This is a genomic window from Arthrobacter sp. JB02-1C (genome assembly GCF_057748045.1).
In genome coordinates this window covers 2,878,749-2,891,227 of the sequence record NZ_CM173235.1, presented here as the reverse complement: position 1 = coordinate 2,891,227, position 12,479 = coordinate 2,878,749, and the positions used below count along the sequence as shown (strand labels likewise).

Here is a 12,479-nt window from a genome sequence, read left to right as displayed (position 1 = left end):
CGTGTTGACGATCGTAGCGCCTAGGATACTCCCCTACGTGGCGCCCACTTTACCCTAGGCGTGCCCGGCCGCCTGCATCTGGCGCAGCTCCTTCTTCAGATCGCCCACCTCGTCGCGGATTCTGGCGGCCAGTTCGAACTGCAGCTCCGCGGCCGCGGCGTGCATCTGCTCGGTCATTTGCTCGATCAGTGCCACGAGGTCCTCGGCCGGGGCGGCCGCGAGTCCGTCGGCGCGGACCTTGGCGCCACCCTTGGCCTTGCCGCGGACCTTTCCGGCCGTCGCCAGGAGTTCGCGGGTGTCCGCGTCCTCCTTGGCCAGCTGGTCGGTGATATCGGCGATCTTTTTCCGCAGCGGCTGCGGGTCAATGCCCTTTTCCTTGTTGTAGGCCACCTGGATGGCCCGGCGCCGGTTGGTCTCGTCGATGGCCTGGGCCATCGAGTCGGTGATCCGGTCCGCGTACATGTGGACCTGCCCGGACACGTTGCGGGCGGCACGGCCAATGGTCTGGATCAGCGAGGTGGACGAGCGGAGGAAGCCTTCCTTGTCCGCGTCCAGGATGCTCACCAGGGATACTTCCGGCAGGTCCAGGCCCTCCCGGAGCAGGTTGATGCCCACGAGGACGTCGAAGACGCCCATCCGGAGTTCCCGGAGCAACTCCACCCGGCGGAGCGTGTCGACGTCGGAGTGCAGGTACTCGACCTTGACCCCATGGCCCAGCAGGTAGTCGGTGAGGTCCTCCGCCATCCGCTTGGTGAGGGTGGTGACCAGGACGCGTTCGTCCTTCGCGGTACGGGTCCTGATTTCGTCGAGCAGGTCATCGATCTGGCCCTTGGTCGGTTTGACCACCACCTCGGGGTCGATCAGCCCGGTGGGCCGGATAATCTGCTGCACGAAGCCGTCGGACTTGCCGAGCTCGTATTTGCCGGGGGTGGCGGACAGGTAGACGGTCTGGCCGACGCGTTCGAGGAATTCGTCCCACTTGAGCGGGCGGTTGTCCATCGCGGAGGGCAGCCGGAAGCCGAAGTCGACAAGGTTCCGTTTCCGGGACATGTCGCCTTCGTACATCGCACCGATCTGCGGCACGGTGACGTGGGATTCGTCGATGACGAGCAGGAAATCGTCCGGGAAGTAGTCCAGCAGGCAGTGCGGGGCGGTGCCGCGGGCCCGGCCGTCGATGTGGGAGGAGTAGTTCTCGATGCCGTTGCAGAATCCCATCTGCTGCATCATTTCCAGGTCGTAGGTGGTGCGCATCCGGAGCCGCTGTGCTTCGACAAGTTTGTTCTGGCTTTCCAGCACCTGCAGGCGCTCGGCGAGTTCGTCCTCGATCCGTTTGATGGCCCGCGCCATCCGCTCCGGCCCGGCCACGTAGTGCGAGGCGGGGAAGACGTACATCTCCTCTTCCTCACGGAGCACCTGGCCGGTCAGCGGGTGCAGGGTCTGCACGTTCTCGATCTCATCGCCGAAGAACTCGATCCGGATGGCGAGTTCCTCATACATCGGGATGATTTCCACCGTGTCGCCGCGGACCCGGAACGTCCCGCGGTGGAAGTCCATGTCGTTGCGGGCATATTGCATGGAGACGAACTTCCGGAGCAGGTCGTCGCGGTTCATCTGCGCGCCCTTGCGGAGCGTCACCATGCCGGAAATGTACTCTTCCGGGGTGCCGAGGCCGTAGATGCACGACACCGTCGCCACCACGATGACGTCGCGCCGGGTGAGCAACGCATTGGTGGCGGAGTGCCGGAGCCGCTCCACCTCCTCGTTGATGGACGAATCCTTTTCGATGAAGGTGTCCGTCTGCGCCACATACGCTTCCGGCTGGTAGTAGTCGTAGTAGGACACGAAGTACTCGACCGCGTTGTTGGGCAGCAGCTCACGGAATTCGTTGGCCAGCTGGGCGGCGAGGGTCTTGTTCTGCACCATGACCAGGGTGGGCCGCTGGACCTGTTCGATCAGCCACGCCGTCGTCGCGCTCTTGCCGGTACCGGTGGCGCCCAGCAGGACCACGTCCTTTTCACCGTTCTGGATCCGTTCGGTCAGTTCGGCGATCGCGGCGGGCTGGTCACCGGCCGGCTTGAACTCGCTGATGACCTCGAAGGGCGCCACGACACGATTGATTTCCTGGGCAAGGCTCATGTAACTAATCTACCGCCGCGCCCGGACAGCCGGCCCGGATTCAGCTTTGGGCTGGACCCTCGGCCCCGGCTGCGTACGACGGCGGGCGCCAGCCGGTACGCGCGGCCCACTCGTCCATCCGCGGGGCGGCGTACTGCGTGAACCAGTCCTCCTTGTCCGCCGCGTACGCCGCAGTGGACTTGTCCACGCCGTGCCGGCGGGCGGCGCGCTGCTTTTCGGCCAGGTAGTCCGCGCGGGCGGCAGCGTCGGCGCGGAGCCAGTCACGGAAGCACAGCGCGTACCGCCAGCCCGGGGACCCTGCGGCCCGGAGGTGCAGGTTTGCCGGCCGGCCCGGGTCAGCGCTGGCGTGGACGCGTTTGTCCCAATCGGCAGGATCGGGATGCGCCGGTTTCGGGTTATCCGTGCCGATCCCGGGCCACCGCGGAAACCCCGCCGCCGCGAGCAACGGGTCCAGCCGGTCCGCCGTCGCCAGGTCCCGGACCGTGAGCTGCAGATCCAGCACGTCCTTGGCGTCCAGCCCCGGGACGGCCGTGGAACCGATGTGGTCCACCGCGAGGATGTCCTGGGGAGCCGCGGCCAGCAGCCGGGCCGACAGCCGCGACGCCTGGGCCGGCCACGCGGGGTCGGCGGCGCTCAGCACGGGACCGCCGCTGCGGGCCGCCATCCTGCCCTTGACCAGATTTTCCGCGAACGGCGCCAGCCGGTCCCGCCAGAGCCGCTCCACGGCGTCGCCCAGTTCGTCCTTGCTGCCGGAGTTGTCCAGCACGACGTCGGCGGCCGCCAGCCGGTCCTCTCGGCTGGCCTGGGCAGCCATCCGGGCGCGGGCGTCCTCGACGGTCATCTTCCGGTGCTCGACCATCCGGCGGATCCTGACATCGTCCGGGGCGTCCACCACCAGGACCAGGTGAAAGCCGGCACCCTGGCCGGTTTCGACGAGGAGCGGAATGTCCTGGACCAGGACGGCACCGCGGGGGGCCGCGGCGGCGAGGGCGGCGGCACGTTCCCGGACGAGGGGATGAACGATGCCGTTGAGCACGGCGAGGCGTTCGGGGTTGCCGAAGACGACGGCACCCAGCCGGGCCCGGTCAAGGCTTCCATCAGGGGCCAGGATCGCGGAACTGAAGGCCTGCACCACGCGGCCCAGTCCGGGAGTGCCCGGTTCCACCACTTCGCGGGCGAGGGCATCGGCGTCGACCACGACGGCGCCGAGCTCGCGCAGCCGCGAGGCCACTACTGACTTCCCTGAGGCGATCCCGCCCGTCAAACCGATCTTCAGCACCCCACCAGACTAAACTGAAGCGGTGCCTGACGACGCGGATTCTCCCGAGAGCCGGGCCACCGTCTACACCAGCATGGCTGCCGGCGGCGGGTTCCGGCACGAGTTGGAGATCAAGCGGTCCCGCTTCATCACGGTGCTGCAGCGCACCCCCGACGAGGACAGCGCCCGTTCGCTGGTCAGCGGGCTGCGCCGGGAGTTCCACGATGCCCGACACCATTGCTCGGCCTTCGTGCTCGGGCCGGACCGCGGGGTGCAGCGCTCCAACGATGACGGCGAACCATCCGGCACGGCTGGGATCCCGATGCTGGAGGCCCTTCTTCGGCGTGAGACGGCGCCCGGTGTCACCGACCTCAGCGACGTCGCCGCCGTCGTGGTCCGCTACTTCGGCGGGATCCTGCTCGGCGCCGGCGGCCTGGTCCGGGCCTATTCGGAATCCGTGTCCTCCGCCTTGGATTCGGCGCCACTTGTGCGGCGGCAGCGACTGCGGATCTGCGCCGTGCCGGTGCCGCATGCCGTTGCCGGCCGCCTGGAGAACGACCTGCGGGCCGCGGGCTATGTGATGGCCGGTCCCAGCTATGATGCGCAAATGACGGTTCTCCGGCTCGCTTTGCCGGACGAACCGGCAGGGCTGGTGCAGGCGGCCGAGCGCCTCGCCGCGCTCTCGGCCGGAAGCGCCTCCCTGGTGCCCGGAGAAACGGAGTGGATCGATGTCCCCATCAACTGAGCCGGCGCCGGTGGTGGCACTGGTTGACGTCACGGAGCCGGTATTGGAGCGGCTCCTGTCGGTGGCGTTGCACGACGCCGATGCCGACGAAGTTGCCCCGCCGCTGGGCACCGCCGAGGGCTGGAACACCGAACGGATCGGCTGGTTCCGCGACTACCACTGCGCCGCCGCGGCCGGGCTGGACGGCCCGGCCCGGCAGAAGACCTGGGCGATCACCGCCGACGGCGAACCGGCAGGTTCCGTCCGGCTGCAGCGCGTTTCCGCTCCCGGGTCCGGTGCCGGGTCAGCTGCCGGCTCCGGTGCCGGGTCAGCTTCGCTGTCCGCTGCCGGGTCCGCTTCGCTGGGTGGCGGCACGCTCGAGACGGGGATCTGGCTGGGGCGGGGCTTCCGCGAACGCGGCATCGGCCTGGAGGCACTGCGGCTGGTCAAGGCCAAGGCCGCCGCGGCCGGCGCCGACCTGCTGCAGGCGGAGACCACCGCAGGCAACGCCGCCGCGCAGGCACTGCTCCGCTCGGCGGGCGCCGAGCTCGCAGCGGACGGCCAGCACGTCACTGCGCGCATCAGGCTCGGGTAGCCGCGGGGCACGCCCTGCCGCCCCGCCCGCGGGACATGCTCCGCCCTCGCGCCGACGGCTGGACATGCTGCCATTGTGCCCACCGCTTGAGGGCACGGATGGACATGCTCCGTCCTGCGTCGGGCCGCCCGCGGGACATGCTCCACCCTCACACCGACGGATGGACATGGTGCCATTGTGCCCACCGCTTGAGCGCACGCATGGACATGCTCCGTCCTGCGTCGGCCGCCCGCGGGACATGCTCCACCCTCACGCCCACGGATGGACATGCTCGCTCGTGCGTCGGCCGCCCGCGGGACATGCCCTCTGCCCACGCCAGGCAATGAACCTCTGCGCTCAACTCGAGGAATTCCAGGAGTCCCCGGCGTGCGGTTCCTTCCGGGTTTAGTGGCCGATCTCCCAGATGTGGCCGCCCGGATCGCGGAAGCTCGCGGTGCGGATCCCCCACGGTCGATCCATGGGTCCGTTCAGCAGCTCGACGCCGCGGGATGCGAGCTCTGCACACATGGCGTCGACGTCGTCCACTTCAATGGAGAACTGCACTCGGGCGCCAGCCTCCGGAGATGCGACCGGCGCGGGGCTAATCAGCTCCGGCGCCGCTTCCGTCTTCAGCAGATTGATGATGGTGTTGTCGAATTTGAACACCGTCGACGCATCGTCCTCGAAGGCCACAGCCAGGCCAAAGACCTCCTGGTAGAAGCGTTTGCTGGCAGCCAGGTCCTCGACGAACAAGGTGATGGCGCCGATTCCCCGCGGCCAAGGACCGAGCGCCCCGCCTGCACCCGCCTCGCCGGTCTCTCCAGAAAGTGAAGCCATCGAAATCCTTTCGTAGCGGCCAACGCGGCCGAGCGATGTGGCGCGCGTGACAGGTGTGCATGCCGGGACCTACACAGTGTGGACGTCGGCTCCCGATAAAACAAGCACGCCTAGGCCGGAACATGAGGGTTCTCTTCTCCTCGTTCTCCCCTTCCCGCGAAGGAGACGGGTGTGCCGGCCGGCTCCGCAGGCTGTCACGGCGGCTGCGCCAGTGATTGGATGGGAGCAACGTCGGACGCGTGACCACAGAAGCGAGAGAGACCACATGAGCGAAGACAGGAACACTAACGTGGCGGACCCTTTCGAGCTGTCCCGTTTCACCCAAGCCCAGGCGTCTGCGGGGACCTACCAGCAGGCACTTTCGGAGCTCCGAAGCGGATCCAAGAGGGGCCACTGGATGTGGTTCGTCTTTCCGCAAATCGCCGGCCTCGGAATGAGCCCGACCTCGCGCAAATACGCCATTTCTTCCCTCGCGGAGGCGAAGGCGTATCTGGAGCACCCGGTGCTGGGCCCGCGGCTCCTCGACTGCACCCGGACTGTCCTCGATGTTGAGGCTCGGAGCGCGGAACAGATCCTCGGCAGCATCGACGCACGCAAACTGCACTCGTCGTCGACCTTGTTTCTTCGGGCGGCAGACGACGGGACAATCTTCCAGCACGTCCTGGACAAGTACTACGACGGGCTTCCGGACGCAGCCACGGAGAGGATTCTGGGTTCACCTTCCTGACGTCGCGAGCAGGACATGTCCCGCGCCGGCCCGTGCCAATGGACATCAACCCGCTATGTCCACTCCTGGCGCCCAGGACTGGACATGTCCCGTTGCCGGCGGTCCACGCACTGGGCGTGTCCGGTCCTGTGACCTAGGACTGGGCATGTCCGGTCCTGTGACCTAGGGATGGGCATGTCCGGTCCTGTGAAGTAGGACTGGGCATGTCCCCCTCACCAACCCCAGAACACCCCTGAACACCCCCAAAACCACCCTTAAACCACAGCGGGCCCCTGCACGTGGCAGGGACCCGCTGTGGCTGGCCCGGAGCAACCCGGGCCGGTGGCAATTAGTTGCCGGTCAGCTTCTCGCGCAGAGCTGCAAGGGCCTCGTCGGAAGCGAGCGTGCCGCCACCGGTGTTGGACTCGGCTGCAGCCGGCTCGGAGGAGTAGCTGGTGGTGCCGGAGTCGCTGTCACCGGACGTTGCAGCGGCAGCGTCATCGGCAGCGTGCTGGACAACCTGCTTCTTGTGGGCTTCCCAGCGGGTCTGGGCGTCAGCGTACTGCTGCTCCCAGGCGGCGCGCTGCGTCTCGTAGCCTTCAAGCCACTCGTTGGACTCCGGATCGAAGCCCTCGGGGTACTTGTAGTTGCCTTCTTCGTCGTACTCGGCGGCCATGCCGTAGAGAGCCGGATCGAATTCGGTGCTGTCGGCGTCGACGCCCTCGTTGGCCTGCTTCAGGGACAGCGAGATGCGGCGGCGTTCGAGGTCGATGTCGATGACCTTGACGAACAGCTCGTCGCCCACGGAGACAACCTGCTCGGCCAGCTCCACGTGGCGCACGGCGAGCTCGGAGATGTGGACCAGGCCTTCGATGCCGTCTTCGACGCGGACGAACGCACCGAACGGAACCAGCTTGGTGACCTTACCCGGAACAACCTGGCCGAGGGCGTGGGTGCGGGCGAAGGTCTGCCACGGATCTTCCTGCGTTGCCTTGAGCGAGAGGGAAACACGCTCGCGGTCCAGGTCGACTTCGAGAACCTCGACGGTGACTTCCTGGCCAACTTCGACAACCTCGGACGGGTGGTCGATGTGCTTCCAGGACAGCTCGGAAACGTGGACCAGGCCGTCTACGCCGCCCAGGTCCACGAACGCACCGAAGTTGACGATGGAGGAAACGACGCCGGGACGGACCTGGCCCTTTTCCAGCTTGTTGAGGAACGTGGAGCGGACCTCGGACTGGGTCTGCTCGAGCCAGGCACGGCGGGACAGCACAACGTTGTTGCGGTTCTTGTCCAGCTCGATGATCTTGGCTTCGATCTGCTGACCGATGTACGGAGCAAGATCGCGCACACGGCGCATCTCGACGAGGGATGCGGGCAGGAAGCCGCGCAGGCCGATGTCGAGGATAAGACCACCCTTGACAACCTCGATGACGGTGCCGGTGACGACGCCGTCTTCTTCCTTGACCTTCTCGATGTCGCCCCAGGCACGCTCGTACTGAGCGCGCTTCTTGGAGAGGATCAGGCGGCCTTCTTTGTCTTCCTTGGTGAGCACCAGGGCTTCGACCTGATCACCGACGGAGACGACGTCTCCGGGGTCAACATCGTGCTTGATGGAAAGCTCGCGGGAGGGGATGACACCTTCGGTCTTGTAACCGATGTCGAGCAGGACTTCGTCGCGGTCGACCTTGACGACGGTTCCTTCGACGAGATCTCCGTCGTTGAAGTACTTGATCGTCGCGTCAACTGCTGCGAGGAAGTCCTCAGCGGTACCGATGTCGTTAATCGCGACTACGGGGGTACCGGGCTTCTCGGTGGAGGTGATGGTCATGTAGTAGGGGCTCCGTTGTGGATAGTTAGTCGGTCAGGCAAACCGCCCCGCCCGCGTCGGCGACACGGAACAAGAGCACGGCGGACCGATCATGATCCGCCGGGTCATCCTGATTTTGTGGATTTGGTTGCGCGCACGTAATACACGCCCGTTTAGTCTAGTCGTAGTCGTCAACGCGGGTCAAAGCGCGCACACGCCGGCGCGGCGGGCACCGGCGTCGGGCGGTGCCCGCTAGAAGTGGGTGAGGCAGTGGGCCGGACGTTCGACGGCGAACATCGCGGCGGCCCGGAGCGCTGCGCCGGGGGTATTTTCGACGATCCGGCCGGCGGCCGCCAGGGTGACCGGGTGCACTCCCCCGAGATAGATCGAGGACAGCGCGGAGACGTCGAGTTCCAGGTCGGCGTCGGCGCCGGCTGCGTCTGACACGGTGGCGGCGCCGCCGCTCACGTCCACGGCGAAGGTCCCGTCCGTCAGGGCGAGCGGGTCGGCCACCTGCAGCACCAGCCGGCCGTCCGCCGGATAGTGGCGGGCCGTCAATGCCTTCCGGACGTCCAGGATCCGCAGCCAGAGCATGTCCCTGCCGTCCGACGCTTCGACGCAGCGGGGATCCTCCAGCGCCCATGGCAGCGGATCGTCCACGGGTGCTTCCTCCCAGCTGACGCGTTCCACGAGGTCAATGGCGCCGAGGAATTGCCACAATTCCAGGTAGGCCGGGCGGGTTGCCGCGACCAGGTCCAGCACCTCCATGGTGTAGGGGGTGCTGGACCAGCCGCCGAATTTGTAGCAGACGTAGCCGTCCACCGCGCCGTCGGGGCCGTAGTGCAGCGCGACCTTGACCTTGGGGTCTTCGCCGTCGTCGTCGCGGCTGATCGAGCCCGAGGCGTACTGGCGGTAGAACTCGTGCCGGCCGATGGATCCCGGCGTGAGCCGGTGCAGGCGGTCGAAGACCTGCGGGGCAAGTTCCAGCAGGACCTTCGGATCCGCCACCTCGACGGTGCCGACCGGGGTGTGGTTCAGGACAAACCGGGCACCGGTGTCAACCTTGAGCGACTGTTCGGAAGTGGCCACACCGTAGCCGAAGCGTCCGTAGATGGACGCCTCGGAGGCCGTCAGCGCTGCCATTGCCAGTCCCTGCTGCCGGGCCAGCCCCAGCTCCTCGGACATCATGCGGCGCAGCAGCCCGCGGCGGCGGTGCGACGTGCGGACGGTGACGGCGGTCACCAGCCGGGTCTCCAGCAGCCGGCCGAAGCCGATGTTCAGCGTCTTGTCGAAGGTGCCGAAGGTCGCGACCGGAACCTCGGCGCCGAGCGCGTGGTCCGCGACGGGACCGGTCTGGTAGGCCCCGGTCAGCACCCGGCGGTCCGCGCGCTGCATCTCGATGCCTTTGTCCACGCGTGTCTGGCTCCGGCGGGCATCGTGGAAGCCAAAGGCGACGGCGCGCATCCAGGCTACCGTCTGCGGGTAGTCGGGTTCGTCCTTCGCTGCCGGGCTGAAGCGGCGGATTTCATAGTCCACTCTTGGTTTTTCCACGAATCCGAGCCTAGCCAACCGTTGCCCCGGCCGCCACCGTCAGCCGAAAGTTCTCCGGGCCAAGGCCCCGCCCGGCCGGGCCAGGGCCCGGCCCGCTCCGGGGGCGGCCAGGGCCCGGCCTAGTGTCCGGCCTCGAACCAGCTGGTGCCCACGCCGATCTGGACGTCCAGCGGGACCGAAAGCTGCGCCGCAGCACCCATCTGGTCCGTCACCAGCTTTTCGACGGCGGCGCGTTCGCCCTTGGCGACCTCGAGGACGAGTTCGTCGTGGACCTGCAACAGCATGCGTGATTTCAGGCCCTGCTCGGCCAGGGCGCCTGCCACGCCGAGCATGGCCCGTTTGATGATGTCGGCCGCGGACCCCTGGATCGGCGAGTTCAAAGCGATCCGCTCCGCGTTTTCGCGCAACTGGCGGTCCGTGCTGGTGAGGTCAGGGAGGTACCGGCGGCGGCCTTCGATCGTGGCGGTGTAGCCGTCGATCCGGGCCTGGTCCACGACCCCGCGGAGGTAGTCGCGGACCGCGCCGAACCGGTCGAAGTAGTCCTTCATGAGCGTCCGGGCTTCGTCAACGGAAATTTCCAGCTGTTTGGACAGACCGAAGGAGGTCAGCCCGTAGGCCAGCCCGTAGGACATGGCCTTGACCTTCGAGCGCATGGCGCTGGTCACCTGGTCGGTGGGCACGTGGAAGATGTTGGAGCCGACAAACCGGTGCAGGTCCTCGCCGTCCCGGTAGGCCTGGATCAGCCCTGCGTCGCCGGAGAGGTGCGCCATGATGCGCATCTCGATCTGCGAGTAGTCGGCGGACAGCAGGCATTCGTAGCCTTCGCTGACGACGAAGATACCGCGGACACGGCGGCCTTCCTCGCTGCGGATGGGGATGTTCTGCAGGTTCGGGTTGTTGGATGAGATCCGGCCGGTCGCGGCGACGTTTTGCGCGTAGGTGGTGTGGATCCGGCCGTCGTCGGCGACGGATTTCTTCAAGGACTCGATCATCTGGCGCAGCTTCGATGATTCGCGGTGCGCCATCAGCTGGACCAGGAATTCGTGCCCCGTCTTTTCCAGCAGGTTCTTGAGTGAGGCGGCGTCGGTGGTGTAGCCCGACTTGATTTTCTTGGTCTTCGGCAGCTGCAGCTCGTCGAACAGCACGGTCTGGAGCTGTTTCGGGGATCCCAGGTTGACCTCGTGGCCGATCGCCGCGAACGCCAGCTCCTGCGCGTTCTCAATCACCTTCGCCAGGTCCGAGAGCTGCTCGTCCATCCGGGCCATGTCCACCGCGATGCCGGCGAGCTCCATGTCGGCCAGGACACGGCTGACCGGAAGTTCCAGGGTGCTGAGCAGGTCCTGGGCCTTGCGTTCCTTCAGTTCGGAGTCGAAGTAGCCGCTCAGGGCCCGGACGACGGCGGCGACGTGGATGAGCTTGCCGGCCGCGGCGGCGTCGTCGGCGTCGAACGCCAGCTCAAGCTGGCCCTCCTTGGCCGCCTCGGTGGAAACATCGACGTTGAGGTGGTGCTGCGCCAGTTCGGCGAGCTCGTAGCTGCGCCGGTCGGGCTGGATCAGGTAGCCGGAGATGGACGTGTCATCCACGACGCCGGCGAGTTCAAGTCCGCGGGCTGCCAGGGCCTTCAGCGCGGTCTTAAAGCCGTGCAGCACCTTGGGTTCACGGGGATCGCGCAGCCAGCCGGCCAGCAGGTTTTCGGCGTCGGCGTCCTGGCTGCCCAGGTCAAGGTAGGCGGCCGCGTCGTCCCGGACGATGGCCAGCGCGACGGCATCATCGCCGAGCCGGCCGGGCACGAGGTCGAAAGCCAGGGCGGAGACCTTGCCGGCGCCGGCCGCGAGGAAGCTGTCGAGCTCGGCAGCGCCGGACGGGACCACGAAGCGGGGCACCTCGATGGTTTCCCGCTCGGCTTCGGTCACGTCGCTGCCGTAGAGCGCAAACAGCCGGCTGCGGATGGTTTTGAATTCGAGTTCGTCGAATAGTTCCTCAAGCGCGGCCTGGTCCGGGCGCGGATCGGCGAGATCCTCCAGGGACACGGGCAGTTCGAGGTCGGTGCGCAGCCGGTTGAGCCGGCGGTTGCGTTTGACGTCCTCCACGTTCTCGCGCAGCGCGTCGCCCACCTTCCCGCCGATCGCCTGAAGGTTCTCCAGGACGCCCTCCAGGCCGCCGTAGAGGTTGATCCATTTGGCCGCCGTCTTGGGGCCGACGCCGGGAACGCCCGACAGGTTGTCGGCGCTCTCGCCCACCAGGGCGGCGAGGTCGGAGTACTGGGCCGGACTGACAAAGTACTTGTCCTTGATGGCCTCCGCATCCATGCGCGGAATGTCGCTGACCCCTTTCCGCGGGTACAGCACGAAGACGTTGTCGGTAATGAGCTGGAACGCGTCACGGTCACCCGACACCAGCAGCACCTCGTAGCCGGCTTTTTCACCCATGGCGGCGAGGGTGGCGAGGATGTCGTCGGCTTCCCAGCCCGGCATCTTGATGGTCTTGATGCCCCAGGCGCCCATGACCTTGTCGATCAGGTCGATCTGGCCGCTCATCTCCCGCGGCGTCTCGTTCCGGCCGCCCTTGTAGCCGTCGTATTCGGCCTTCCGGTGGGTGGTCTCGTCCGAGACGTCGAAGGCGACGGCCACGTGGGTTGGCTTCTGCTCCTTGATCAGGTTGATCAGCATGGACGTGAACCCGTGGATGGCGTTGGTGTGCTGCCCGTTCGCGGTGGAGAACTTGTCCGCCGGCAGGGCGAAGAACGCCCGGAACGCCATGGAATGTCCGTCCAGGACCAGAAGACGCGGCTGGTCGGTGATGGGGATCACGGGCGCTTCGGTGGCGGAAACCGGTGCCGCGGCCTTCCGGGTCCGCTGCGGGGTCCGGGCGGGAGCCGCTGAT

General features: G+C 67.0%; 9 protein-coding genes. 3 read left to right on the top strand and 6 right to left on the bottom strand.

Annotated elements, in window-relative coordinates:
- Positions 1-54: 54 nt before the first annotated feature.
- Together uvrB and coaE are read right to left on the bottom strand one after the other, a co-directional pair.
- A complete protein-coding gene (gene uvrB, locus AC3ANP_RS13555) occupies positions 55-2,136 on the bottom strand; it encodes an excinuclease ABC subunit UvrB (protein ID WP_488330679.1) in 2,082 nt (693 codons plus the stop codon).
- Positions 2,137-2,176: 40 nt separating this feature from the next.
- Positions 2,177-3,415 (bottom strand): dephospho-CoA kinase, encoded by a 1,239-nt coding sequence (coaE, locus tag AC3ANP_RS13550; RefSeq protein ID WP_488330678.1) that lies wholly within the window; start codon positions 3,413-3,415, stop codon positions 2,177-2,179.
- Between the two features lie 73 nt (positions 3,416-3,488).
- On the opposite strand from coaE, the gene AC3ANP_RS13545 reads away from it, so the two are divergent.
- The gene (locus tag AC3ANP_RS13545; RefSeq protein ID WP_488333058.1) at positions 3,489-4,139 is read left to right on the top strand and encodes an IMPACT family protein; all 651 of its coding nucleotides are present in this window, start codon (positions 3,489-3,491) and stop codon (positions 4,137-4,139) included.
- On the top strand, positions 4,123-4,713 hold the full coding sequence (locus AC3ANP_RS13540; RefSeq protein WP_488330677.1) for a GNAT family N-acetyltransferase: 591 nt from the start codon (positions 4,123-4,125) through the stop codon (positions 4,711-4,713). Before AC3ANP_RS13545 ends, AC3ANP_RS13540 begins: the two co-directional genes overlap by 17 nt.
- Before the next feature lie 384 nt (positions 4,714-5,097).
- Here AC3ANP_RS13540 and AC3ANP_RS13535 read toward each other — a convergent pair whose 3' ends face one another.
- On the bottom strand, positions 5,098-5,529 hold the full coding sequence (locus AC3ANP_RS13535) for a VOC family protein (protein ID WP_488330676.1): 432 nt from the start codon (positions 5,527-5,529) through the stop codon (positions 5,098-5,100).
- 265 nt (positions 5,530-5,794) lie between these two features.
- On the opposite strand from AC3ANP_RS13535, the gene AC3ANP_RS13530 reads away from it, so the two are divergent.
- The gene (locus tag AC3ANP_RS13530) at positions 5,795-6,256 is read left to right on the top strand and encodes a DUF1810 domain-containing protein (RefSeq protein ID WP_488330675.1); all 462 of its coding nucleotides are present in this window, start codon (positions 5,795-5,797) and stop codon (positions 6,254-6,256) included.
- A 328-nt stretch (positions 6,257-6,584) separates the two neighbouring features.
- Here the strand turns inward: AC3ANP_RS13530 and rpsA are convergent, their stop codons facing one another.
- From rpsA to polA, 3 genes are all read right to left on the bottom strand, one after another.
- Positions 6,585-8,066, bottom strand: a complete 1,482-nt coding sequence (gene rpsA / locus AC3ANP_RS13525) for a 30S ribosomal protein S1 (RefSeq protein WP_488330674.1) — start codon at positions 8,064-8,066, stop codon at positions 6,585-6,587.
- 231 nt (positions 8,067-8,297) lie between these two features.
- Positions 8,298-9,596, bottom strand: coding sequence for a GNAT family N-acetyltransferase (locus AC3ANP_RS13520; RefSeq protein ID WP_488330673.1), 1,299 nt, complete (start codon positions 9,594-9,596; stop codon positions 8,298-8,300).
- A 119-nt stretch (positions 9,597-9,715) separates the two neighbouring features.
- On the bottom strand, positions 9,716-12,355 hold the full coding sequence (gene polA / locus AC3ANP_RS13515) for a DNA polymerase I (RefSeq protein WP_488333057.1): 2,640 nt from the start codon (positions 12,353-12,355) through the stop codon (positions 9,716-9,718).
- Between the last annotated feature and the right edge of the window lie 124 nt (positions 12,356-12,479).